Origin of the sequence: Priestia sp. AB (genome assembly GCF_028369225.1) — a bacterium.
GTDB classification, from domain to species: Bacteria; Bacillota; Bacilli; order Bacillales; family Bacillaceae_H; genus Priestia; species Priestia megaterium.
In genome coordinates this window covers 444,332-468,409 of the sequence record NZ_JAQMYN010000004.1, presented here as the reverse complement: position 1 = coordinate 468,409, position 24,078 = coordinate 444,332, and the positions used below count along the sequence as shown (strand labels likewise).

General features: G+C 40.7%; 29 protein-coding genes, 1 pseudogene and 2 riboswitches. Of the genes and pseudogenes, 21 read left to right on the top strand and 9 right to left on the bottom strand.

Going from position 1 to position 24,078, the window contains the following annotated elements; all coding sequences use genetic code 11:
- Positions 1-9 precede the first annotated feature (9 nt).
- From POF52_RS15695 to POF52_RS15685, 3 genes are all read left to right on the top strand, one after another.
- Complete coding sequence (locus POF52_RS15695; RefSeq protein ID WP_442956644.1) at positions 10-1,377, top strand: nucleoside recognition domain-containing protein; 1,368 nt, start codon at positions 10-12, stop codon at positions 1,375-1,377.
- A 197-nt stretch (positions 1,378-1,574) separates the two neighbouring features.
- A complete protein-coding gene (locus POF52_RS15690) occupies positions 1,575-1,952 on the top strand; it encodes a hypothetical protein (RefSeq protein WP_271993370.1) in 378 nt (125 codons plus the stop codon).
- A 116-nt stretch (positions 1,953-2,068) separates the two neighbouring features.
- Positions 2,069-3,052 (top strand): HD domain-containing protein, encoded by a 984-nt coding sequence (locus POF52_RS15685; RefSeq protein WP_271993369.1) that lies wholly within the window; start codon positions 2,069-2,071, stop codon positions 3,050-3,052.
- A gap of 90 nt (positions 3,053-3,142) precedes the next feature.
- Here POF52_RS15685 and POF52_RS15680 read toward each other — a convergent pair whose 3' ends face one another.
- Positions 3,143-4,249 (bottom strand): GntR family transcriptional regulator, encoded by a 1,107-nt coding sequence (locus POF52_RS15680; protein ID WP_271993368.1) that lies wholly within the window; start codon positions 4,247-4,249, stop codon positions 3,143-3,145.
- A gap of 338 nt (positions 4,250-4,587) precedes the next feature.
- Between POF52_RS15680 and POF52_RS15675 the strand changes: the two genes are divergently transcribed.
- The 9 genes from POF52_RS15675 to POF52_RS15635 all read left to right on the top strand — a co-directional run bounded on the left by POF52_RS15675 (position 4,588) and on the right by POF52_RS15635 (position 15,037).
- A complete protein-coding gene (locus POF52_RS15675) occupies positions 4,588-6,219 on the top strand; it encodes a xylulokinase (RefSeq protein WP_271993367.1) in 1,632 nt (543 codons plus the stop codon).
- Positions 6,213-6,911 carry an L-ribulose-5-phosphate 4-epimerase gene (locus tag POF52_RS15670; RefSeq protein ID WP_013084234.1) on the top strand — a complete coding sequence of 233 codons (699 nt, stop codon included), beginning with the start codon at positions 6,213-6,215 and terminating at the stop codon, positions 6,909-6,911. The genes POF52_RS15675 and POF52_RS15670 overlap by 7 nt, the downstream gene beginning before the upstream one ends.
- A gap of 29 nt (positions 6,912-6,940) precedes the next feature.
- The gene (gene araA / locus POF52_RS15665; protein ID WP_271993366.1) at positions 6,941-8,365 is read left to right on the top strand and encodes an L-arabinose isomerase; all 1,425 of its coding nucleotides are present in this window, start codon (positions 6,941-6,943) and stop codon (positions 8,363-8,365) included.
- Positions 8,366-8,512: 147 nt separating this feature from the next.
- The gene (locus POF52_RS15660) at positions 8,513-9,892 is read left to right on the top strand and encodes a sugar porter family MFS transporter (RefSeq protein WP_271993365.1); all 1,380 of its coding nucleotides are present in this window, start codon (positions 8,513-8,515) and stop codon (positions 9,890-9,892) included.
- A 144-nt stretch (positions 9,893-10,036) separates the two neighbouring features.
- Complete coding sequence (locus POF52_RS15655) at positions 10,037-10,171, top strand: hypothetical protein (RefSeq protein ID WP_255323393.1); 135 nt, start codon at positions 10,037-10,039, stop codon at positions 10,169-10,171.
- 306 nt (positions 10,172-10,477) lie between these two features.
- Positions 10,478-10,729, top strand: a complete 252-nt coding sequence (locus POF52_RS15650; protein ID WP_013084231.1) for a hypothetical protein — start codon at positions 10,478-10,480, stop codon at positions 10,727-10,729.
- Positions 10,730-10,809: 80 nt separating this feature from the next.
- Positions 10,810-10,920, top strand: a riboswitch (SAM riboswitch).
- Between the two features lie 79 nt (positions 10,921-10,999).
- Positions 11,000-11,188: riboswitch (cobalamin riboswitch) on the top strand.
- A 149-nt stretch (positions 11,189-11,337) separates the two neighbouring features.
- Positions 11,338-13,632, top strand: a complete 2,295-nt coding sequence (gene metE, locus POF52_RS15645; protein WP_271993364.1) for a 5-methyltetrahydropteroyltriglutamate--homocysteine S-methyltransferase — start codon at positions 11,338-11,340, stop codon at positions 13,630-13,632.
- Positions 13,633-13,774: 142 nt separating this feature from the next.
- Positions 13,775-14,392 carry an acetate uptake transporter gene (locus tag POF52_RS15640; protein WP_095379008.1) on the top strand — a complete coding sequence of 206 codons (618 nt, stop codon included), beginning with the start codon at positions 13,775-13,777 and terminating at the stop codon, positions 14,390-14,392.
- A gap of 144 nt (positions 14,393-14,536) precedes the next feature.
- Positions 14,537-15,037 (top strand): GNAT family N-acetyltransferase, encoded by a 501-nt coding sequence (locus POF52_RS15635; RefSeq protein ID WP_271993363.1) that lies wholly within the window; start codon positions 14,537-14,539, stop codon positions 15,035-15,037.
- Here POF52_RS15635 and POF52_RS15630 read toward each other — a convergent pair.
- Positions 15,015-15,194, bottom strand: a pseudogene (locus POF52_RS15630) (hypothetical protein). The gene POF52_RS15635 and the pseudogene POF52_RS15630 overlap by 23 nt on opposite strands.
- Positions 15,195-15,432: 238 nt before the next feature.
- Between POF52_RS15630 and POF52_RS15625 the strand changes: the two are divergent.
- The 3 genes from POF52_RS15625 (at position 15,433) to POF52_RS15615 (ending at position 16,404) form a co-directional block, all read left to right on the top strand.
- Positions 15,433-15,633: a helix-turn-helix transcriptional regulator gene (locus POF52_RS15625; RefSeq protein WP_013084227.1), complete on the top strand. Its 201-nt coding sequence runs from the start codon at positions 15,433-15,435 to the stop codon at positions 15,631-15,633.
- Positions 15,634-15,794: 161 nt separating this feature from the next.
- Positions 15,795-15,959 carry a hypothetical protein gene (locus POF52_RS15620; protein ID WP_013084226.1) on the top strand — a complete coding sequence of 55 codons (165 nt, stop codon included), beginning with the start codon at positions 15,795-15,797 and terminating at the stop codon, positions 15,957-15,959.
- Between the two features lie 31 nt (positions 15,960-15,990).
- Positions 15,991-16,404: a DUF5301 domain-containing protein gene (locus POF52_RS15615; protein WP_271993362.1), complete on the top strand. Its 414-nt coding sequence runs from the start codon at positions 15,991-15,993 to the stop codon at positions 16,402-16,404.
- Between the two features lie 85 nt (positions 16,405-16,489).
- Here POF52_RS15615 and POF52_RS15610 read toward each other — a convergent pair whose 3' ends face one another.
- Positions 16,490-16,630 (bottom strand): hypothetical protein, encoded by a 141-nt coding sequence (locus POF52_RS15610; protein WP_013058226.1) that lies wholly within the window; start codon positions 16,628-16,630, stop codon positions 16,490-16,492.
- Between the two features lie 151 nt (positions 16,631-16,781).
- On the bottom strand, positions 16,782-17,414 hold the full coding sequence (locus POF52_RS15605) for a LysE family translocator (RefSeq protein WP_271993433.1): 633 nt from the start codon (positions 17,412-17,414) through the stop codon (positions 16,782-16,784).
- Between the two features lie 138 nt (positions 17,415-17,552).
- On the opposite strand from POF52_RS15605, the gene POF52_RS15600 reads away from it, so the two are divergent.
- Both POF52_RS15600 and POF52_RS15595 read left to right on the top strand, forming a co-directional pair.
- Entirely contained in the window at positions 17,553-18,164 is a 612-nt protein-coding gene (locus POF52_RS15600; protein ID WP_271993361.1) for a transglutaminase-like domain-containing protein, read from the top strand.
- Between the two features lie 128 nt (positions 18,165-18,292).
- Entirely contained in the window at positions 18,293-18,427 is a 135-nt protein-coding gene (locus tag POF52_RS15595) for a hypothetical protein (RefSeq protein ID WP_271993360.1), read from the top strand.
- Positions 18,428-18,504: 77 nt separating this feature from the next.
- Here the strand turns inward: POF52_RS15595 and POF52_RS15590 are convergent, their stop codons facing one another.
- The 3 genes from POF52_RS15590 to POF52_RS15580 form a co-directional block, all read right to left on the bottom strand.
- Positions 18,505-18,945 (bottom strand): DUF5391 family protein, encoded by a 441-nt coding sequence (locus tag POF52_RS15590; protein WP_271993359.1) that lies wholly within the window; start codon positions 18,943-18,945, stop codon positions 18,505-18,507.
- Positions 18,946-19,023: 78 nt separating this feature from the next.
- The gene (locus tag POF52_RS15585; protein WP_176584421.1) at positions 19,024-19,221 is read right to left on the bottom strand and encodes a hypothetical protein; all 198 of its coding nucleotides are present in this window, start codon (positions 19,219-19,221) and stop codon (positions 19,024-19,026) included.
- A gap of 153 nt (positions 19,222-19,374) precedes the next feature.
- Positions 19,375-19,863, bottom strand: coding sequence for a DUF2500 domain-containing protein (locus POF52_RS15580; RefSeq protein WP_271993358.1), 489 nt, complete (start codon positions 19,861-19,863; stop codon positions 19,375-19,377).
- 126 nt (positions 19,864-19,989) lie between these two features.
- Here POF52_RS15580 and POF52_RS15575 point away from each other — a divergent pair, with 126 nt between their 5' ends.
- Positions 19,990-20,955 carry a 2-hydroxyacid dehydrogenase gene (locus tag POF52_RS15575; RefSeq protein WP_271993357.1) on the top strand — a complete coding sequence of 322 codons (966 nt, stop codon included), beginning with the start codon at positions 19,990-19,992 and terminating at the stop codon, positions 20,953-20,955.
- 11 nt (positions 20,956-20,966) lie between these two features.
- On the top strand, positions 20,967-21,197 hold the full coding sequence (locus tag POF52_RS15570) for a DUF3953 domain-containing protein (protein ID WP_271993356.1): 231 nt from the start codon (positions 20,967-20,969) through the stop codon (positions 21,195-21,197).
- Between the two features lie 28 nt (positions 21,198-21,225).
- Here POF52_RS15570 and POF52_RS15565 read toward each other — a convergent pair whose 3' ends face one another.
- Positions 21,226-22,101 carry a Cof-type HAD-IIB family hydrolase gene (locus tag POF52_RS15565; RefSeq protein ID WP_271993355.1) on the bottom strand — a complete coding sequence of 292 codons (876 nt, stop codon included), beginning with the start codon at positions 22,099-22,101 and terminating at the stop codon, positions 21,226-21,228.
- A 164-nt stretch (positions 22,102-22,265) separates the two neighbouring features.
- On the opposite strand from POF52_RS15565, the gene POF52_RS15560 reads away from it, so the two are divergent.
- Both POF52_RS15560 and POF52_RS15555 read left to right on the top strand, forming a co-directional pair.
- Positions 22,266-23,024 carry a DeoR/GlpR family DNA-binding transcription regulator gene (locus tag POF52_RS15560; RefSeq protein ID WP_013084219.1) on the top strand — a complete coding sequence of 253 codons (759 nt, stop codon included), beginning with the start codon at positions 22,266-22,268 and terminating at the stop codon, positions 23,022-23,024.
- 52 nt (positions 23,025-23,076) lie between these two features.
- Positions 23,077-23,286, top strand: coding sequence for a hypothetical protein (locus tag POF52_RS15555; protein ID WP_176584417.1), 210 nt, complete (start codon positions 23,077-23,079; stop codon positions 23,284-23,286).
- 38 nt (positions 23,287-23,324) lie between these two features.
- On the opposite strand, the gene POF52_RS15550 is transcribed toward POF52_RS15555, so the two are convergent.
- Complete coding sequence (locus tag POF52_RS15550) at positions 23,325-24,014, bottom strand: YoaK family protein (RefSeq protein ID WP_176584416.1); 690 nt, start codon at positions 24,012-24,014, stop codon at positions 23,325-23,327.
- Positions 24,015-24,078 lie beyond the last annotated feature (64 nt).

The window sequence follows — 24,078 nt, the reverse complement described above, 5'->3', positions numbered from 1 at the left end:
TCATTAGCAATGGAACAATTAACGCGCTATGCCCAGCTGGCAAAAGAAAAAGATCATCGTTCAAATATGGTGGCAAGCATTTATCAGTCGTCACAGCAAATATGTAAAAAATCAGTTGTGTACCAAGACCGCTCAAAGCTTCAGCGTACAGAAAAGCTAGATAAAGTCTTTACCTCGCCAATTTGGGGATTTCCAATTATGCTTGGCATTTTATCGATTATCTTTTATATCACCATAGCCGGCGCAAATGTTCCTTCCGGATTAATCGCACAAGGATTTGGGTGGGCCGAAGGGTATTTAACAGCTTTCTTTCAAGCGATTCATGCGCCGGAATGGCTGCACGGAATTCTTGTATTAGGGCTGTTTCGAGGTACAGGATGGGTCATTAGTGTCATGCTGCCTCCAATGGCTATCTTTTTCCCGGTGTTTGCGCTTTTAGAAAACTACGGCTACTTGCCTCGCGTAGCGTTTAATATGGATCGTTTGTTCAAACGAGCAGGCGCACACGGCAAGCAGTCGCTAACGATGGCGATGGGGTTTGGATGTAACGCCGCGGCGATTATGTCGACTCGTATTATTGAATCGCCGCGTGAACGTATGATGGCGATTTTAACGAATAATTTTGTTCCGTGTAACGGCAGATGGCCTACGCTGATTTTATTAGCTTCTTTATTTATGGCGACCGGCTTTACAGGAAGCGCTAAAACATTCGTAACGGCGCTTGTGGTAGTCGGAACAGTGTTATTTGGAATCGTTGTGACGCTGTTTGTATCATGGGCACTGTCTAAAACGGCGCTGCGCGGAGTACCAACACACTATACGCTAGAGCTCCCGCCTTACCGCAAGCCGAAATTTGTAGATACAATTGTGCGTGCGACGCTGGATAAATCGCTGTTCGTGTTAAAACGCGCGATTATTGTTGCAGCACCCGCAGCGGTGTTAACGTGGGTATTGGCCAATATTTATATCGGTGACACAAGTATTTTAATGCATTTTGTTCAGTTTCTTGACCCATTCGCTAAGTCGCTGGGACTAGACGGCTATATATTAGCTGCTTTTATTATTGGCTTGCCGGCTAATGAAATTGTTGTACCAGTTTTACTAATGGCGTATTTATCAACGGGTTCATTAATTGAAATTGAAGATGCGACTCGACTGAAACAAATTTTCCTTGATCACCACTGGACGTGGCTAACGGCTCTTAACATGATGCTGTTTTCGCTTCTGCATTTTCCGTGCGGAACGACGCTTGTGAATATTTATAAAGAAACCAAAAATGCAAAGTGGACGTTTCTTGCTTTTGCGATTCCAACAGTGATTGCGATTGGCGTTACGTTTGCGGTTGCTCAAGTCGTAAAAATGTTTAACCTTATTTAAATATGAAATAAACGTGCAGGGCTTTGCGAAAAGTCCTGTATTTTTTATGAGTAGTCAATGAGATAAAGAGTATGATAGGGTGAACTTGATTGCTATTTGTTAGGTTAAATGGTAATTTGTATGATATAGATTTGCTTCATGCACAAAAAGAGATTAATAGAAAAAAGCGCCAATGAAATGCTAAAAGGAGGCTGACGGTGGGGATATTTTTTAATAAAATAGATTCAAAAAAAGCTAATAAGTATCAAACAAGGCTATACTCTTGTTTCACCATTCTCATCATAGTGAATGTGATTAACAGCTGGTTTCTCGATTGGCTTTGGCTTTATATCACCACAAGTAGCGTTCTTGTTATATTAGTGATATTCCTGCTCAAAACACCTAAACGTAATTTAGATGAAGAGTGGAAGCAGCTAGAAATAGAGAAAGACGAGACTTTTGAAAATAAAGTCAATCTTTTGATTCGAAATGGCAGAAGAGACGTTGATGTTATTAAATATATACGGAAAGAAAAAAATCTTGGTTTGCTTCCTGCAAAGCAGTATTTTGATCGAATTAAAGCGTCGAGTGAATAATAAAAAACGACCTCTGGTAAGACGAGGTCGTTTTTAGTTACAGGCAAATGGAACCCTGCGATGTCTCAAGTTAGATTAAAATAAGTCCAAAATAGCTAGTAAAAGGAGAGAGAAATATGCTCATACTTTATGATGAGCTGTACGGGAAATTTGAAGCAGACGGCGTTCTTTTAGAACTCATTCAAAGTGATCCTGTACAGCGTTTAAAAGGAATTTACCAAGGCGGAGCGAGCCGGTTTGTAAATGAAAACTGGAATACTACTCGATATGATCATTCCGTTGGTGCGATGATGCTTGTAAATAGACTCGGAGGCTCTTTGGAAGAGCAAATAGCGGCTTTATTACATGACGTTTCACATACGGCATTTTCTCATGTGATTGACTATGTTTTGGGACAAAAAGAAGAAAATTATCATGAAATGATTTACGAACAAATTGTGACTCAGTCGTCTATTCCTTCTATTTTAAAAAGCGCCGGTTTAAACTGGCGAGATATCTTACTCGATGAAAGCCAGTGGACGCTGCTCGAACAGCAAGCTCCGCACTTATGCGCTGACCGCGTGGATTATACGCTGCGGGATTTGTACGTATGCGGGGAGATTACTTTACAAGAAGTGCATGCGTTTTTGGATCAGCTTGTCGTATTTAATGGACAAATGGCGTGCAGTAATTTATCAGCGGCAGAGTGGTTTGTAGATGCTTACTACAAAGAAGTGATTGGCTTTTTTATGAATCCGCTTAATATGTTTGGAAATCATCAGCTGACGGAAACTATCAAGCTCGCTTTGCAAAAAGATATTTTATCTATCGAAGATTTTTTAAAGCAGGATGACGATGTGATTGGGCTGCTGAAAAACGCTGGAGATAGCAGCGTTGAAGGGATGTTATCTGCTCTTTTTAACAGCAAAGTACAAAAAGGAACAGCGTCTTGTTATGATGTTCACCAAACGACAAAAATGCGCTGGGTTGATCCTCTTGTTATTAGTTCAGATGGGGCGACTCCCGTATCTCAGTTATCACTTACCGCTAAAAGAGTAATAAAAGACGCAAAACAAAGGATAGAAAAAGGAGTATATCTCAATATTCAGGCTCCGTTATAAAGGGAATCAGTACATAGAGAAAGGGATGCATAATAATGTGCATCCCTTTCTCTCATAAGAAGTTTTATAGACCCCTAAAGAAGCCTTCTTTTAACGAACTTCATCACGCTTCGCATTTAACTCTTTAATCGTTTCACCTTCAATTAGCACAGGCTGATAGTAAGTTTCGTTTGGCAACTCTTTTTTGCCCTGCAGCTTTTTAATAATCCAATCCGCCGCGTCGTGTCCCATTTGTTCCTGCGGATGGGTTAACGTTGTTAAATTAATCGTTGCATTTTTAGCGATGTACGAATTGTCTTGACCAATAATTGACAACTTGTCCGGAATGGAAATGCCAAGCTGTCTGCATACATTTACAACTTCTAATCCGACTTCATCGTTATAGCAGACAAGAGCGGTCATTTCGTCTTGATTTTCAGTAAGAAATTCTTTTAAATTAGCATACAAATCAAGCTTTGTTTCGGTGTTAAAAGACAAAATATGCTCAGGCTGAAAGCGGAGCTTTGCTTCACCAAGCGCTTTTATGTAGCCTTTCATCCGGTACTTTCCTTGCAGGTCATCCATTTTTGCGATGAGTCCAATTTGTGTATGTCCTTTTGAAATTAATTCATTTGTGGCGAGGTAGCTTGACTGAACGTCGTCTAGACAAAAAAATGGAACATCCAATTCTTCGTAATAGGCGTTAATCATTGTAAACGGAACGTCTTGTTCTTTAAATGATAAATAATACGAGATGTTTGGATTGTACAAATTGCTTTTTGTAGGCTCAACAATTAGACCGTCTACTCCGTAAGAAAGCATCATTTCCAGCGCTTTTTTTTCTTGTTCCACATCATTATTCGTGCTCGCCAGCAGCAGCGAATAATTATCTTTATTTAACCTGCTTTCAATTCCGCGAATAATAGAAGGGAAAATATAGTCGGAAATATACGTGGTAATTACACCGATTGTTTTGTTGGCAGAAGCCCCGCTAGATTTGGATTGATACTGATTGCTTACATAGGTGCCAGATCCTTTTTCGCTTCTTAAAAATCCTTCATTCGACAGCTCTAAAATGGCTTTTCGAACCGTATGTCTGCTGACACCATACGTTTCTTGCATGACCGATTCAGTCGGGATTTGTTCGCCCATGCTGTAATCGCCTGAAAGAATTTTGCTTTTTATATCCTCAATAATCACCTGATATTTTGGCTTCATGTTTTCACTTCTTTCGTAGTTGTATACATTCAACTTTTTTTATGTGGAAAATTTGTATGGACATATTTTATCATGAACGTGAATGAATGAAAAGATTTCCTTGATTTTTAATCGAAAGGAAAATGATTTAAGGGTTGAATACCGATTTTTTAAAAGTTTAAGAAAGGAATAGTAGGATGTTTTAAGTATTTGTGTGCATATATAATTTTTATATTGACAAATGTACGTACAAATAAATATACTTAAGTTGTTAACAAATTCAAACAGCGTTACATAAAACGGAAAGCGCTTCCTTACTGCTATAGGCATTTTTATAGCTATCAGAAAGGAGATTAAACGTGAAAACAACTCAAGAAAGCATAAAACAAGCAATTGCTAAAGGGAAAACGTCCCTTGGAATTGAACTTGGATCTACTCGTATTAAAGCGGTGCTGATCGATGAAAACTTTGAAACGATCGCATCAGGCAGTTATGAATGGGAAAATCTCTTAGAAGACGGTTTTTGGACGTACAACTTACTCGATATTATTACAGGTCTGCAAAGTGCTTACCGTGAAATGAAGCAAGAAGTGGAACGAAGCTACGGGATCACCATTCGAACAGTTGGCTCCATCGGCGTTTCAGCTATGATGCACGGATATATGGCGTTTGATAAAACGGGTGAGCTGCTAGTTCCGTTTCGAACGTGGCGTAATGCAACAACAAGCGCAGCAGCAAAAGAATTAACTGAACATTTCCAATTTAATATTCCTGAACGATGGAGCATTGCGCATCTGTATCAGGCAATCATTAATCAAGAAAAACATCTGCCGCGCATTGATTACATGACAACGCTAGCCGGCTATATTCACTGGCTGCTGACAGGCAGTAAGGCGCTTGGCATTGGAGACGCTTCGGGGATGTTTCCAATTGATGAACGCACGCAAAATTACAGTGAAGATATGATGAAGCAGTTTGATGAGCTTATTTCTTACAAAGGATATCCATGGCAACTATCAGATATTCTGCCTGCAGTTCATACTTCAGGCGAGCAAGCAGGTACATTAACAGCGATAGGAGCCAGCATTTTAGATCAATCAAAAAATTTGCAGCCGGGCATTCCGTTTTGTCCTCCAGAAGGAGATGCGGGAACGGGAATGGTGGCGACAAACAGCGTAAGAAAACGCACGGGAAATGTTTCGGTAGGAACATCCGTTTTTGCGATGATTGTACTAGATAAAAAGCTTTCAAACGTTTATCCGGAAATTGATTTGGTTACCACGCCAAACGGCAGTCCAGTTGGAATGGTTCATGCGAATAACTGCTCAAGCGACTTAAACGCCTGGCTCGGATTGTTTCGGGAATTTTCGGAGGCGATGGGACAAAAAGTAGAGTCGGATAAATTGTTTGAAGTGATGTTAAATAAAGCGCTAGAAGCTGATCCTGATGGAGGGGGCTTGCTTAGCTACGGCTATTTCTCAGGTGAAAATATTACCGGAGTAGAAAGTGGACGTCCGTTATTTGTCCGTTCAGCAAAAAGTAATTTTAATCTAGCAAACTTTATGCGTACACATCTTTTTACAGCTTTTGGCGCTTTAAAAATAGGGATGGATCTTTTAGTCAAAGAAGAAAACGTAAAGATTCACAGCATTTTAGCGCACGGAGGATTATTTAAAACGCCGGTAGTTGGCCAGAAAATAATGGCAGCGGCAATCAACACGCCTGTTTCTATCATGGACACAGCAGGAGAAGGAGGCGCGTGGGGAATGGCTATTCTTTCTTCTTATATGCTCAATAAAAGTGAGAATGAAAGTTTAGAAGATTTCTTGGATGATAAAGTCTTTAAAGAAGTGACCGCACAAGAAATTTATCCTGACGAACTCGACGTAAAAGGGTTTGAAGCATTTATTAAAAGATATAAAAAAGGGCTAGTGATTGAAAAAGCAGCTGCAGAGCACCACAGCGAAGAACGGGAGGAGTTAGTGTGCTAGATAAATTAAAAGAAGAAGTATTTCAAGCGAACGTCGATTTGCCAAAACACGGACTGGTCAAGTATACGTGGGGAAATGTAAGTGCCATTGACCGAGACAGCGGTTTGTTTGTGATTAAACCAAGCGGCGTGACGTACGAGAAAATGACGGCGCAAGACATGGTAGTCGTTGATTTAGAAGGTCGCGTGGTAGAAGGTGAGCTTAATCCGTCATCTGATACGCTGACGCATGCCGTACTATATAAACATTACCCGCAAATTGGCGGTATTGCCCATACGCATTCAACGTGGGCGACCATTTGGGCTCAAGCAGGACTTGATGTGCAGGCAATGGGAACGACACATGCCGATACCTTTTATGGTTCCGTACCGTGCGCGCGCTTTTTGACCGAAAAAGAAGTGAATGACGGATATGAAGTGGAAACGGGCAAGGTGATTATCGAAACATTTGAAGAGCGCGGCTTAGATGTGTTAGCGGTTCCTGGTATTTTACTTCAAGGGCACGGGCCGTTTACGTGGGGAAAAGATGCCAAATCGGCGGTAATGAACAGCGTCGTATTAGACGAAGTATCCAAAATGAACTTCTTTACACAAAAATTAAACGGGCTGGCTGAAGAGCTGCCGCAGCGTATATTAGACAAACATTATTTACGAAAACACGGAAAAAACGCATATTACGGGCAAGGACAATAAAAGACTTACATACAGAAAAGGGGATTATCATGTTAAAAACAGCTCAAAAAGAATTTTGGTTTATTGTTGGTTCACAGCATCTTTACGGAAAAGAAGCGCTAGCAGAAGTAAAAGCACACGCGCAAACAATGACCGATGCTTTAAATGAAAGCGGTGTCTTGCCTTATCCGATTGTTCTGCAAGATTTAGCTGTGAGTGCTGATACAATTACAAGCATGATGAAAGAAGTGAATTACCGAGATGAAGTTGCCGGTGTAATCACGTGGATGCATACGTTCTCGCCTGCAAAAATGTGGATTCGCGGTACCAAACTACTGCAAAAACCACTGCTTCATTTAGCAACACAATTTAACGAAAGCATTCCTTGGGAAACGATTGATATGGATTTTATGAACTTGAATCAGTCCGCTCACGGTGATCGTGAATACGGCTTTATCAACGCACGTTTGAACAAACAAAATAAAATCGTAGTAGGCTACTGGGAGCGCCCTGAAGTACAGCAGCAAATTTCACAATGGATGGATGTAGCCGCTGCTTATAACGAAAGCTTCAACATTAAAGTTGCGCGTTTCGGTGACAATATGCGCAACGTCGGCGTAACGGAAGGAGACAAAATTGAAGCACAAATTCAATTTGGCTGGACGGTTGACTACTTCGGAATCGGTGACCTTGTTCAATATGTCAATGCCGTTACGGAAGAAGAAATCAATGATTTATTTGCTGAATATGCCGACGCGTACGAATTTGTTTACGGCGATTATTCTGCAGAAGACTGGGAGTCTAGCGTAAAAGTACAGGCAAGCTATGAAATTGCGATTAAACGTTTTCTAGATGAGGGAGGCTACAGCGCCTTTACCACTAACTTTGAAGATCTATACGGTATGAAACAGCTCCCTGGTCTAGCCGTACAGCGCTTGATGGCACAGGGCTACGGCTTTGCCGGTGAAGGAGACTGGAAAACAGCGGCGCTTGACCGCCTGCTTAAAGTAATGAGCCATAATCAGTCAACGGGCTTTATGGAAGACTATACGTATGAATTGGCTCCCGGACGTGAGTCTGTGCTTCAATCACACATGCTTGAAGTAGACCCGACGCTAGCGGTAAACAAGCCAAAACTAATCGTTTCTCCGCTAGGTATCGGTAACCGCGAAGATCCAGCCCGCTTAGTGTTTGACGGTAAACAAGGAGAAGGCGTAGTGGTTTCCATGGCTGACTTCGGTACGCATTACAAGCTGTTAATTAACGAAGTATCGGCATTTGAGCCGGAAGTTCCTGCTCCAAATCTTCCGGTAGCGCGCGTGCTTTGGAACATTAAGCCGAACTTCCAAGAAGGCGTTAAAGCGTGGATTGAAAACGGAGGAGGCCATCATACGGTTCTTTCATTAAATTTAACGACGGATCAAATCGTGAGCTATGCAAAGCTTGTTGATCTAGAGTACGTCATTATTAAGTAAGCATTCACATTTCCGAGGGAGCGCTGCTTCCTCGGAAATGAAAATATAGCGTTAGTAAAAGAACGCCGTTTTTAGAGATAAATGAAAGCGTTTTAAATTTGTGTGATAGGAAGCAAAACTACGACAATAAAAAGGGGATCTATAATCATGAGTAAAGTATCAAGTAAGTTTATCTTCTTCTTCGGCTCATTTGCCGGTATTTTATTCGGTTATGATATTGGGATTATTGCTGGTGCAGAAGGTCATATCCGTGAAGCGTTTCATTTAAGTCCGCTCTGGCTGGGAATTGTAGTTTCGTCGCTAATGGGCGGAGCAATTATCGGTTCCATTTTAAGCGGATTATTAGGGGATAAGTTTGGGCGAAGAAAATTAATTTTAATTTCGTCTATCATCTTTCTTTTAGGATCTATCGGTTCAGCGATTGCACCGGAGGAAATTACGTTAACGATTGCGCGCGTCTTTTTAGGTACAGCAGTAGGAACGGCTTCTTCTTTAGTTCCTGCTTATATGTCAGAAATCGCACCTGCTCATATTCGCGGGAAGCTTTCAGGTTTAAATCAGCTAATGATTGTAATTGGATTATTATTAAGCTATATCGTAGCCTTTATTTTTGAGCCGGTTCCAAACAGCTGGCGATTAATGCTTGGCAGCGCCGGTATTTTTGCAATCGTCTTATGCATCGGTATGATTAAGCTTCCAGAGTCGCCTCGCTACTTAATTAAAAACGGAATGGCAGATAAAGCGCGTGAAGTACTGCGCACGCTTCGTCCCTCAGCAGCGGAAGTCGAAGCTGAAGTGTCTGAAATTGAAAGCGTAGCTGTGCATGAACAATCAGGCATTAAACAGCTGTTTCAGAAAAAGTTTCGTCTAGCTTTAATTATCGGTGTCGGAATGGCAACTTTTCAGCAGATTCAAGGCTCAAACTCAATTGTTTATTATGCAACAAGCATTGCTCGTCAAGTTGGTTTAGCCCCGCAGGTAGCTGCTGGTTTTACGGTCATCGTTGGGGTAATCTTTGTGGTGACAACCCTTATTTTTCTGCAGTTTGTTGATAAATTCAACCGCCGTACCATTCTTACAATTGGCGGCGCGGGTATGGCTCTTTCATTTTTCACACCGGCTATTCTAGGAGCATTAGGCGTTAATGAAGTCGTCGTGAACTGGGTTACGTTAATTGCGCTTTGCTGCTTTATCCTTTGCTATGCGTTTTCTTGGGCGCCGCTTACGTGGATCATTGTAGGAGAAATTTTCCCGCTTTCTGTACGTGGAATCGGTGCTGGGATTTCATCTGCCTTTAACTGGACAGGATCGCTGGCAGTAGGGCTTGTGTTCCCTATTTTAGCTGATCAATTTAGCTTAGGCGTTATCTTTTCAACGTTCGGAATCATTTGTGTTCTCGGATTATTCTTCATACGTTTTGTAGTTGTTGAAACAAAAGGGCGTAGCCTAGAACAAATTGAAACGGACATGGCAGCTCGGTCTGCAAGGAAGTCTTTAAATCGAGTTGAGCGTAATAAATACGTCTAATTGTTTTAAATGCTTTAAATATAAGAGGCTGCGATAAAAGTATGTTAGCCGAAGTGAAAAACGAACCACTGATCAAACACTTTGATTAGTGGTTCGTTTTTTTATGGTGAACGCAGGTTTCAGCTGTTTTGTTGCTTCTAGCAGTTGATTGGAGAGCAAGGCGAAGACTCCTGCGGGACAAGCGGAACAGATGAGACCCCGCAGGCGCACAAGCGACGAGGAGGCTCATCGGCCGCCCGCGGAAAGCGAAGCCTTGCACGAAAATCAACTGCGGGGTAACAAGCGGTTCAGCTCATGTATCCCATTTGCCTTTAGATTGAATTCATTTCGTTATGTCTCAACCTCTTTTGGAAAAATGTGCATAACTCTTAACGAAACCTTGTAGCAGAAGGCGCAGTCAAACGTTATAATAGATAATAAATGATGATATATTCTCTATATTTGTCATATATTTGTATTACATATGTAATTAAAGAAAAACATTCACTTGATATACTGTTTAATGACTTAACTTTATCTTAAAATTTACAGTGAACTGCCTGTTTATAGAGGCTTAGAACATACACAGCAAATGGAGGAGCAATCATGGCAAACGAAAAGATGCAAGAAGGACTTAATCGTTTTATCAAGGAAGATTTAAATGACCTTTTAGGTAGACTGTTCCCCTTAATGGACCGGGAGTGTGCCGAAGAAAAAAGAAAGCTTATTGAAACAGCAGTAGAGTACATTTATTCGTCAGGATATCACCAAGGAGCAAAAGATTTAATCGAAACACATCGAAAAGACGATTATAAATTGTTAAGGCAAAAATTAGCGTCAACGCCTCCTAAAAACTAATTTTTTTGAAATTTCTTTTGACAACATAAATGTAAGGTGTTAAGATGACTCTACATTCAAAATATTATAAACAATTAAAACTCTTATTGAGAGAGGCGGAGGGACTGGCCCTGTGAAGCCCGGCAACCATTTAACATTCTTGTTAAAAAGGTGCTACATCCTGCAAAGCGTACAGCTTTGAAAAATAAGAGAGGATTTCATAGATACTATGCCTCTCTATTCGTGATAGAGAGGCTTTTTATTTTATGTGAATATGTTTTGAATGAACAATTTTATAAAAATGCATCAGGTGCTGTGGAACGAATGTACGCAGCTTAAAAGGGAAGACCGGTGAAAAGCCGGCGCGGTCCCGCCACTGTAATGGGGAGCAACTTATTAACCACTGTTTCATGTTGAAATGGGAAGGGATAAGAAGCGATGAACCTAAGTCAGGAGACCTGCCTGTTGTATGCACTTAAGCTCTACGGGATATAGAGAGGAGTGAGGAATACGTGTTGAGAAAAACAGGCTATCTCAACTTTAGTTAAGTATGCGTATCATCTCTCTTTTCATTTCGAAAAGAGAGATTTTTTAGTTTATCGATAAAAAATATACAGGGAGTGGAAAAAATGAGCAGTGTAAAAAGTTCAAACTTAGGTTATCCAAGAATTGGTGAAAAACGAGAATGGAAAAAAGCGCTTGAGCAGTTTTGGGCAGGAAAACTAGAGAAAGATATCTTTCTGCAGGAAATTGAGGCTCTTCGTCTAGGGCATCTGAAAAAACAGCGTGATGCAGGAATTGAATTGATTCCAGTCGGTGATTTTAGCTTATACGATCACGTGTTAGATACAGCCGCTATGTTTGGTTTGGTGCCAAAGCGCTTTGATTATGACGGAGGACCGGTATCGCTTGAAACGTATTTTGACATCGCCCGAGGAACAAAAGGTGCGGTAGCTTCTACGATGACAAAATGGTTTAACACAAATTATCACTACATCGTACCCGAGCTTGAGGAATGTACGCCGGCACTTGTAGAAAATCGCCCGCTTCAATTTTACAAAGAAGCAAAGCAGAAGCTGAATATTGAAGGCAAGCCCGTTATTTTAGGTCCAGTAACATTTGTAAAGCTGTCAAAAGGATATAAAAAAAGTGAGTTTGAAAAAGTAGTTGAACAATTTGTTCCGCTTTATGCAACTATCTTAGCGGAGCTGCAGGCAGAAGGAGTAGAGTGGGTACAAATAGATGAGCCAATTTTAGCTACAACGCTATCAAAAGAAGACCTGGCGCTGTACAAAGAAGTCTATCAAACTTTGAAGGAAGCGGCACCGAATGTAAAAGTCATTTTGCAAACGTATTTTGACAGCGTTGATTACTATAAGGAAGTCGTGTCTCTTCCTGTTGAAGGAATCGGTTTAGACTTTGTGCATGACCGAGGAGAAAATCTCACTGCGCTTAATAAATATGGTTTTCCGACTGATAAAGTGCTGGCAGCAGGAGTGATTGACGGACGAAACATTTGGCGTGAAAGTTTGGATGAACAACTTTTAACGATCAGTGAAATTGAAGAAGCCGTATCAAAAGATCGTCTAATCCTGCAGCCTTCATCAAGTCTACTACATGTTCCTGTCACGGTGAAAAATGAAGAGACGATTGATCCAGTATTGAAAAATGCGCTCTCTTTTGCAGATGAAAAGCTACAGGAAATCACGCTGTTAACGAAAGCGGTACAGCAAGGAAAAGAAGCAATAGAAGAAGAAATAAGCGTAGGCAAACAGGCAATTCAAGCATTAAATGGATCATCTTTTCGAAATCATCAAGACGTGCAAAAAGAGCTGAAGCAGCTGCACAGCTATAAAGCAGAGCGCCAAGCGCCGTTTGACGTACGTCAGCGCGTTCAGCAAGAAGCGTTTCAGCTGCCGCTTCTTCCAACGACAACGATTGGAAGCTTTCCGCAAACAAAAGAAGTGCGAAAAGAGCGTCTAAAGTGGCGTAAAGGCGAGTTAAGCGATGAAGCATATGAAGCGTACATTAACAAGGAAATAAAAAAGTGGATTGAAATTCAAGAAGAGATCGGCTTAGATGTCCTTGTGCACGGAGAGTTTGAGCGTACGGACATGGTCGAATACTTCGGTGAAAAATTAGGAGGCTTTCAGTTTACGAAGTTTGGGTGGGTACAATCTTACGGTTCTCGCTGCGTGAAGCCGCCGCTTATTTACGGAGATGTATCGTACGAGCAGGCGATGACGATCAAAGAAACGGTATACGCACAGTCTCTAACCAATAAGCCGGTTAAAGGAATGCTAACGGGTCCCATTACGATTTTAAACTGGTCGTTTGTGCGTGATGATATCCCGCGCTACGACGTCGCAAATCAGATTGCGCTTGCTCTTAGAAAAGAAGTGGAAGCACTTGAAAGTCAGGGCATCTCGATGATTCAAGTAGATGAACCCGCGCTGCGTGAAGGACTGCCGTTAAAACGAGAAAACTGGGAAAATTATTTAAACGCCGCGGTGTACGCATTTAAGCTAGCCACGGTATCCGTGCAAAATGAGACGCAAATTCACACGCATATGTGCTATTCGGAATTCGAAGAGATTATCGATGCGATCAAAGCGCTTGATGCCGACGTCATTTCCATTGAAACGTCTAAAAGCCACGGTGAATTAATTTATGCGTTTGAAGAACATACGTACAATCAAGGAATTGGACTTGGCGTATATGATATCCACAGTCCGCGCGTGCCGAAGCTTGAAGAGCTGACACGAAACATTGGCCGCGCTCTAAAGGTGCTTGATCCTGCATTATTTTGGATTAATCCCGACTGCGGCCTTAAAACAAGAGGAATCAGCGAGACGGTTGAAGCTTTAAAAGTGATGGTTGAGTCTGCAAAACAAACAAGACAAAATTTATTACAAAACGTTTAATAACAAGAAAGTAAAGATCAAGCAGTGTAAACGCTACACTGCTTGATCTGATGGGTTTTTTAAAGGCCAAAAATATCCATTGACACTTCCCGTAGATTTTTGTATCTTTTTAAAGGTGTTTTTAAAATCAGGGAGGTAAAACATGAGTAACAACAGTACGCAGCACGTTAAAATTGTAACAGCAGATCCATCAGCGCTAGGCCTATTCGGACTTGCCATGGTGACACTTGTTGCATCGTTTCAAAAGCTTGGGGTAACCGATGGTGTTTCATTGGTATTGCCATGGGCAATTTTTTTAGGCGGGATAGGGCAGCTAATCGCGTCTATGCAAGATTTCAAACATAATAATACCTTCGGCGCAACGGCTTTTGGTGCCTTTGGGTTATTTTGGTTAGGTGTCGGCATGACATGGCTTATTCAGCTTGGAGCATTTGGGGAAGCGCTCGCAAAAGAAGCGGATCCGAAGCAGCTCGCATTTGCTTTTGTCGGCTACTTAATTTTCAGCGTTTTTATGACAGTTGGCGCAATGGGCACTCATAAAGTATTATTTATTATTTTTGTGTTAATTGATTTCTTATTTATTGGATTATCGCTAAGTACATTTGGTGTGGCATATGAGTACACGCACTTACTAGCAGCAGTGTCAGAGCTATTGATTGCTCTGTTTTCATTCTATGGATCTGCAGCGGCTGTATTAAATACTCACTACGGTCGAGTTGTGCTTCCGGTGGGCAAGCCGTTTGGTGCATTTATTAAATAATCAAGACGTTAATTAAAAAGCGAAGTAGGGTTGAATTCTGTATGATGCAGAGGTCAATCCTTTTTTGTTTGGGTATTTTTATATATAGTAGAAAGAGATAGTTATATGTAATAGAAGCTTTTAGAGAAAAAAGAGAAATACATAATGAAAGGAAACGTTCCAATGATTATAAGACAAGTGGATGAAAAAGATTTAAACCAATTAATTACGTTAGAAAACAAAGGCTTTACATCCGAAGAAGCTGCCTCAAAAGATGCATTTATCACGCGGATTAACACCATTCCTGATACGTTTATCATTGCCGAAGAAAATGAAGAAATAATCGGATATGTGAACGGTCCCGTCATTTCAGCACCGTTTATTACGGATGATTTGTTTGAAAAAACGATTTCGAACCCTGAGACAGGCGGTTATCAAAGTATTTTAGGAATCGTTGTAAATCCCAAGCATCATCACAAAGGAATTGCCAGTATGCTGCTAAGGGAGTTTGAAAAACAAGCGCAGAACAAACAGCGCTTAACGGTTACGTTAACATGTAAAGAAGAATTGATTCCTTTTTACGAAAAGAACGGATATGTGAATCAAGGAGTTGCGGAGTCTCAGCATGCAGGCGTCAAGTGGTTTAATATGAGTAAGAAGCTTTAATGTTACTACTATGAATTGCTTCTTGCACCGCTAATGATTTCCGTGCAAGGCTTCGCTTTCCGCGGGCGGCCGCTGAGCCTCCTCGTCGCTTGCGCTCCTGTGGGGTCTCACCTGTTCAGCTTTCCCCGCAGGAGTCTTCGCCTTGCCCTCCAATCATCAGCTAGAAGCACCTACATACACGAAACCTACGTTCACCGTACCTATAAAAAAATTAGCACGAGGTGAATTCTTAATCAAACTCGTTCGCATTGTCCTTCAACTAACCTATTTTTGTTCCAACCTCTATTTCAGTTATGTAAAAGACTCTATTTTGTCAAACATATTTGACAGTAACAAAGGAAATAATATAAGATATGGGTGTAAAAAGTTTTTTACACTTTAGAGATGAGTGATGAATGGTGGAAAATCGAATTAAAGAACTGCGTAAAAGTAAAAAGATGTCTCAAGACGAACTGGCAAAAGTATGCGGCGTATCGAGACAAACGATTAATGCAATTGAAAACAATAAGTATGATCCAAGCTTAACGCTAGCTTTTCAGCTGGCTGAGGAGTTGGGAGCAACAGTAGATGAGCTGTTTTTATTTCATAAATCATGATGAGTTAGTTAAAAAGAGAAGGTAATGTGAAGTAGTGATCTTACTAGTAGAAGTTTTGACATTTCTGTACTATAAGCTAAAAGCACATAAGTAAATAGTAGATCAATATTATTTCTATCACTTTATAAAAAGAGATTTACAGAGCAACGGTGGTGAAATGAATGAAAAATCGAGCTGCCGGAGTAGCTCTTACAAGTACGGGCATGTTACTGTTGATGGTAACGTTAGTACTTCCTGTTCCGGGATTAACGTATAGTTTACTTGTAGGAAGCAGCATTCTACTAAAGGGCTGCGGAACAGGAGGAATAAAAAGGTGTATCACGTGAATGCAGCGTGATGTAGAAAAGGAGGTTCCTTTTGAAAAAAAGAACGATTATTATAGCTGCACTTTTATTTATCGTCGTATTTTATTTTACATATACCGGGAAAGCCCATCAGTTAAAAGACGTCATAAAAGTAGATGAAGCAAAGGTTACGCGTATTGAAATAGATACAGACGAAGGAAAGCGTGTAGTAGACGATAAAAAGAATATAAAAGAGATCGTACACTCTTTGTCAGAGGTAGAAGTAAAAAAAAGCAAGGAGCTCGACCCAAAGTTTGACCAGGCTTACTGGGTAAAAATCGTTGAAAACGGAAAAGACGCGTACGGCTTAACGATTTACGATAATGACTACATAAAAGCGTTTAGCTTTGAAGATAAAAAACAGGCGACATATACGATTGTTAAAGATCAAAAAATGGATGTTAAAAAGCTGTTTTCAACTAAATAAACGTGTAAACCTACTAAAAAAGACAGCCTGCGCTGTCTTTTTTTATAAAATAATAGATTGAAAATTTAGATTATTTTAAGCGGAATTAATCCTTGCCTATATAATTAATAAATGATTGAATTAGGTCAATATCAGGGTTAACTAATAGTGCTGGAAGAAGGCCAAATGTTAATAATACAAGGACGTTTGATCCAATAAAGATGCGAAGTGCTTTTTTGATTTTCATGATATTTCCTCCCTTTTTTATATTTTCGTATAAAAAGAGAAAAAAATCAATAGAAATGTGACGAAATTGTGAACTTTTTGTCTGATAGCCCCTGATAGATGGTAAAAATCCCCTCTCTATACTAGATAAAGAGGGAATATAGCACGTCATATTAAAAATACATGCGCAGATTCTCAATAAACCGGTAGAGGAAATAGCATGAAAAACCGATTAAGATACATCCTGCCGCAATAGAAACCCATTTAATATAAAGCTGATTCAGCACTTTTCTAGTTCCGGAGACAATCGTCATTAAGCCTAGGTCATGAATTAAAATCCCTGTTAATATTCCGGCAGCAATCAGCAAGAAATGAAAAGAATGAGAGGATTGAAGCGAATTGGTCAGCACCGTTCCAAACACGCTGAGCCAAAAAATGAGATTGCTAGGAGAAATCGCAACAAAGATCCCGTTCACATAAGAAGAGGCAAATGACTTTTTTATGTGCTCTCCAGGAGCCGTTATATCATGGTCGGCATGTTTAATGCTGTCATAGCCAATATAAAGTAAAAAAAGCGCTCCTATAAGCCACATGATAAGCTGTATAAAAGGAGCCGATAAAAAAGAAGCCAGTCCAGAGTAAAGAAGTACAATTAGTAATAAATCAACCGTCATGCCCCCGAGTCCGACAACCCAACCGTGAAGAAACCCGTTTTTTAAACCTTGCTTTGTCATTTCAATCGTCACCGTGCCAACGGGGAGGGCAATCGAAAGACCGAGCAGCACATTTGTTAAAAATAACGTCACCAAAAACAAAACCTCTTTCAATCTCGTATCTACTATCATTTTCCGTTTAAGTGGTCTTTCATTATATAAAAATATGTAATAAAATTCAATATTATGTATAAAAAAACATATGATGAATATAAGAGGAGGAAAAAGTAAATGAAATTAATTTGTGAATCGTTGGAAAAAGAAGACTACACGCAAGAACTTCCAGAAGTGAACTTTACACATCCTTTGATTCAACAAAAGATGCGTGAACTCAAAAGTGGCTTACCTCATTCTTCCCTAGCGTACATAAAAAAAGCATATGAGTTTGTGAGAGATGAAGTATCTCATTCCTGGGATATTCAAAGCAAAATCATCACGAAAACCGCTTCAGAGGCTTTAAAAGAAAAGGAAGGAATTTGTTACAGCAAGTGTAATCTATTAGCTGCTTTGCTGCGTGCAGAAGGGATTCCTGCAGGCTTTTGTTATCAAAGGCTGATACTTGGAGATACGATAGACACAGGCTACTGTATTCATGCTTTAAATGCAGTTTACATTAAAAGTGAAGATAGATGGATTCGATTGGATGCGAGAGGAAATAAAGAAGGAGTGCAGGCCGACTTTTCGCTAAAAAAAGAAAAACTGGCTTTCCCAGCGAATTATATACGGGGTGAAATTGACTATCCAGTTATTTATACAAAACCTCATAAAAAAACAATGGACGTTTTGTCGCAGTACGAAGACTGCTTAGATATGTATTTGCACTACTTGCCTACCGAGCTATAAAAAGAGGTTGCGACAAAAGTATGTTAGTTGAAACAAGATTAGAACGATGAATTGAGATTCTTGGTGGAGAATCCAACTCGTTGGAATTTTTTATTGAAAGGTTTCATGTATATGGCTGCTTCTAGCTGATGATTGGAGGGCAAGACGAAGACTCCTCCCGGGAAAACGGAACAGGTGAGACCCCGCAGGAGCGGAAACTACGAGGAGGCTCACCGGCCGCCCGCGGAAAGCGAAGTCTTGCACGGAAATCAACAGCGGTGTAACAAGCAGTTCAGCTCATCTCTCCAATTTGTTCGTATTTAGGCAAAATGGACTTAGATGCCTGAACCTCTTCACCATTTTAAACGCTTTCCTGCACGGTGGCTGACGGTCTTTTAAACGCAGCAACAAACCATACAATATTCGTGATCAGCAAACCTAAACAAGAAATCATTATTCCTATAATTGAAGCTAAGCTTCCTGAGAAATCTTCTAATCCGAATAAAAACAGAGCCGGCATCAGTAATAGAGTACTAGCAGCGATTAAAAGTCCAATGCTGCAAAAAGCGGCCATGACAAATTTTAAGAAATGCATCCCCAACATATAAAAAGCTAAAGGTAACAAATATAAAAACAGAATCATGCCAAGAGATAACCACAGTCCTGTTGAACCAAACGTATTAACATTGGGGCCTGAATCTGCTAGAGGAGAAAGCGAAGCAAGAACCAAAGTAAAGCAGAAAAATAGGGCGGAAAGCAAAGTAGTGACTATCACATTATTTTTTGCTGTCGAATTGCGCACTGTTTTTAACCTCCTTTCCAATAAATAAGTATATGGATTAATTTTACAATAAAAAAACTCAATTGAAACACCATTTTTTTACAAAAACCTTTGATAGGGTGGATAATAATGAAGAGAAGCCGGGTTAAGATAATACACGTGTACATATTTTTTGTGTGGACCTGGATAGTGGGTTTCATGCCAGTATTGTGCCAGTATTGTTTGAATAGGGTGCGAATGAGGGGCTTCGCCGTAATGTCCGTAGTAGAGACCGCTGCCTGAATAAGGAGAATACATAAAATCACCTGCCTGTTTAAATGAATGTGTTACACGGTATGTTTTTGTATTGAATAACGTTCTTGTAGAATGTAAAAAGGGCACAAATAGGTCGTTTGCTGTATAAATGCCTCATTCCAGTAAAAAAGACCTCTAAAAGCAAGAGGTCATAAGCTAAGCATCTGTATGTTCTTCACTTGGATGTCTTTGAAAATCCAAAAAACGAGTTCCTTGAAACGTCAGCATTCCTTCATCGCCTTCTGCTAGCATGCCGTATTCGTGGCCTGAAACAGTAAATTCAGAGCGGTCGGTGCTTTCAAACTGAAAGGTTACGTAGTAAGTTGTAGACGTGTGAGAGTGATGATGTTCGTGAGCATGACCGCCATGGCGGTGGACGTTTGTCCGTTTGCCCGTAATTTTTGCTTTTACGGAGAGACGGGGAGACTGCTCATTTTTACTCCATGTGCCGATTCCTTTAAAAATAGAAAATAGAAAAATACCAATAACAATAACAAAAAACAGCATCACAAACGTAGGCATTCCGTTAAATAACGCGTCATCTGGAAAAAAAGCGCCTCCGCTTATGTCATCGGGCACATCACCTTCAAAAACAATGTCATCTCCGGACGGATCATCTTCAAATATTATTTCATCTTCAAACATTCGTATTCCCCCTTACCATAAATACGGTTACTGAATGGAAAAAGTTTCATCTTTATAGTAGGCTTATGATAGGATAGCTAGTTGCTATTCATACATATGAGTGAACAAGGAAAAGGAGAGATACACATGGGGAAATACAAAGTTGTTATGTCTGGAAAGACGTGGCCAAACGCTTACGAAAAGCTAGCGGAGCACTGCGATATTCAAATGTGGGAAGGAGAAGGAAAGATTTCACAAGAAACGCTGCGCGACTGGCTTCGTGACGCCGACGGCTTTTTTAATATCGGCCACATCACAGTGGACGAAGAGCTGTTAGAAGCAGCGCCGAATCTGCGCGTTATTTCTCAATCGGGCGTCGGGTATGACAGTGTAGATGTCGAAGCATGCACCAAAAAAGGGGTGCCGTTTAGTAATACGCCAGGTGTGCTAGTAGAAGCAACGGCAGACTTAACGTTTGGTCTATTGCTGTCAGCAGCTCGCCGCATTCATGAAGGCTATGAAAAAGTGAAACAAGGAAACTGGGAAACGGTATTTGGCGTTGATTTATTTGGAAAAACGCTTGGTATTGTTGGGATGGGCGATATTGGAAGCGCCGTGGCCAGACGCGCAAAGGCATCGGGTATGAACATCGTTTACCATAATCGAAGCCGCAAGCATGAAGCCGAAAAAGAGCTTGATGCTGTGTACCTTTCGTTTGAAGAGCTTCTTCACACAGCTGACTGTATCGTATGCTTAGTACCCCTTTCAAATGAAAGCAAAGGCATGTTCGGAGAAGCGGAATTTAAAGCAATGAAAAGCAGCGCGTATTTTGTGAACGCAGCGCGCGGAGGATTAGTGGATACGGAAGCACTGTACGAAGCGCTGAAAAATGAAGAAATTGCGTATGCCGCACTGGACGTAACAGACCCAGAGCCGCTTCCGGCAGATCACAAGCTGCTGCAGCTTTCAAACGTGTTAGTAACACCTCATATTGGAAGTGCTACGTACGAGACGCGCAATCGCATGGCAGATTTAGCCGTACAGAACTTGCTTTTAGGTCTTGAGAAAAAGCCTTTAGTGACGTGTGTGAATGAAGAAGTGAATTATAAGTAAGGAGAGATTTTTTGTTAAAAGCATTACAGCTTATTCTTTCAATTATTACTGTTGGACTGGCTCTTTATATCATGCTCACTCACAGCTACCAGTTCCTTTCATTTTTAAATATACTGCTCGGGTTTACCATGCTAGTTTTAGGAGCAATCGAGTGGCAAAAAAGAAAGAAAACCAGCGCATCGCTGTTGTTTTTAGTTGCGCTGTTTAGCTGGTTTGTTGGTATTTACCGCATGACCATTTAAAAACGCTTGGCATACGCCAAGCGTTTTTTTAATGTGCTTCCAGCTGTGCTTCTAACACTTTTTCAATAACGGAAGCCACTCCGTTTTCATCGTTTGTTAATGTAACATCATCAGCTAATGCTTTAATTTCCACGTGCGCATTTGCCATAGCGATTCCTTTTCCAGCCGTCTGCAGCATTGATACGTCGTTAAAGCTGTCTCCAATGGCAATGGTATCGTGAAGAGAGCCGCCAAGCTCTTTTATAACGTAGGTTAATGCGTTTCCTTTTGACGCATCTTTGTGTTCGAGTTCAAAGTTATGATCAGCGGAAGAGACAAGCGTCATGTCGTGCTGCTTGCTAAAGTGATCCCAGCCTTTTTTTCGTTTTTCATCATCAAATGAAAAAGCTAATACGTTATAAAGCTCCGCGTTTGTATTTAAAATATCTTCATACGATGCAACAAAGGCAAATCCCGTTTGGCTGTACTGCTTAGCGGCAGCGTGATGAAGTCTTTCTTCGTCCACATTTTTATTGGCGCTTTTTACTCTGTCAATTTCAATGGCCAGCAGCTCACGGCCTGAGTTTGGCGTATAAATCGCATGTTCAGCAAACACTTCATAGTAAAATTCGTTTGCATCCAGCCACTGAAGCGCTTCTTTGACGTGATGTGCATCAATCGGAACAGAATGTCTGAGCTGTCCGTTCGGGTCATGAATAGTCGCTCCGTTTGCGGCAATCACCCAAAGGTTTGAAAGATCAGCTTTTTTTAAAATTTCCTGCACGTCGAAATAAGCGCGCCCCGTAGCAACCACGACTTCAACTCCGTGTTTTTGCGCTTTTTTAATTGCTTCTGCATTAATTGTGCTAATTTCACTGCTGCTATTTAAAAGAGTTCCATCTAAATCTGTAAAAATCATCTTCATAAACTATCTCTCCCTTTGGTTATTATTACTTGTTTTTACGTGTTTTATCTTGTTTATCCTACAATAAACGAAAAAACACTGATAATCAAGCGTTTTTACATTGTTTTTACAAAAGAAACAAGTATAATAAAGTAAAAAGCAGAAAGAAAACAGGTGAACAAGCAATGTTAAAACAAGAAAGACGCAAACAAATTATGAATTTGCTTGAAAAAGAAGGGCGAATTGTGGCTACCACGCTTAGCCAAACGCTGAATGTTTCAGAAGATACAATCCGCAGAGATCTGCGGGAAATGGACGCGCTTGGTCTGCTGCAGCGCGTACACGGAGGAGCACTGCCTCGTTCCACGTCTGCGGTTGATTACAAAGAGCGAAAACGTGAATTGATGGATGTTAAGCATTCGCTTGCCGTTGCGGCGCTTCCGTTAATTAAAGACGGGCAGGTGCTCTTGATGGACGGAAGTACAACAAATATTCAGCTCGTCAAAGCTTTTCCAAAGAATTTGAAGGTTACCGTCATTACAAACAGTCCGTTAATTACCGTTGCACTAGCGGAACATGACTTTGTAGAAGTTGTTTCTCTTGGAGGAACGTTTCGAAAAGAATCGATGGTCACGGTAGGACAAAGCGTGGTTGATACGTTAAAACAAATTCGAGCGGATCTTTGTTTTTTAGGCGTATACGCAATCGATCCTAAAATCGGTATGAGCATTCCTTTGCTTGAAGAAATGCACATTAAAAGTCAAATGATTAAAAGTGCGAGTGAAGTAGCGGCTATTGTAACAGCTAAAAAACTCAATACATCGTCAACGTACACGTTCAGTTCAGCAAACTCATTAGATTGGCTCATTACAGAAGAACATGTGAACGAAACCGTGTTAAATGCTTACCGCGAAATCGGCATTGAAGTAATCACAAATAAATAGTAGTTTTAGTAAGGAAGTATATGGTAATGTAGAGTAAAAAGGAGCTTGAGCGATGAGCGAACAAATAGATGTTACGCAGGAATTAGCGAAGCTTCAGCAAAGAGTCGAACACCTAGAGGAAAGAGTGGAAAAAGCAGAGTCTAAGCAAGGTCCTTTGCGGTCATTATGGGAAGCCATACGATCGATTTTAATTGGACTATTCATTGTAGGGCCTGTAGCAGCAATCATTTTTGGCGTTTTAGCGGCACTGTCAGGAAAATAAAAGACCCGTTTCTTTATCGAAACGGGTCTTTATCATTATTATTTTTTTTCTGAATCAGAGTGAAACTTCGTGCTGACAAAAATGATAATGGCTAACAAAATCACAATGGGCAGCCAAATAATTTCAAATTTATAAGCAGGCTCTGCAAGCGCGGCGATAACAGCACCAAAGCAGTAAAGCACAAGAGACAGGGCGCGAAGAATAGCATCGGTGTTAAACGTTTTGCGGTAGCGAGAACTGCGAAACCGTGCCGTTACGTCTTCAAAAAAGTTAGCAAGCGTCCCTGTCAATACAGTTGTGGAAATGCCGGCTACGCCAAGCTTTCGAGCCGCCGTTGTTTGAAGACCCATGGCTGAGCTTAATAAGAAAATAAATAAGTAAGTTAAGTGTAAAGAAGGAGAAAACGAAGATAAAAGTGCAAAAACAAGTAAAATTAATCCTTCTATTCCAAGCGCAATCGTTACGGCTTTAGGCCAAAACGTTTTTTCTTTGTTTCCAACTAAAATTGCAGCTCCTACAACTCCTATAATGAAGCCTCCTAAAGCTGTCAGAGAGTGAAAAACAGTTGTTTCAAGCGAGTTTCCGATTGCTAATCCAAGCAGCACGATGTTTCCGGTCATGTTTGCAGTAAAGATATGGCCAAGGCTTAAGTAGCCAATCACATCGACGATACCCGCTGTGACACAAAGAACCAGCAGAATAATGTTTCGATAAGTAGAATTCGTCACGGTAAGTCATCCTTTCTTTTTATACCAACTAAACAGTTTACCGTGAAGAAAAAAATCTGTCCAG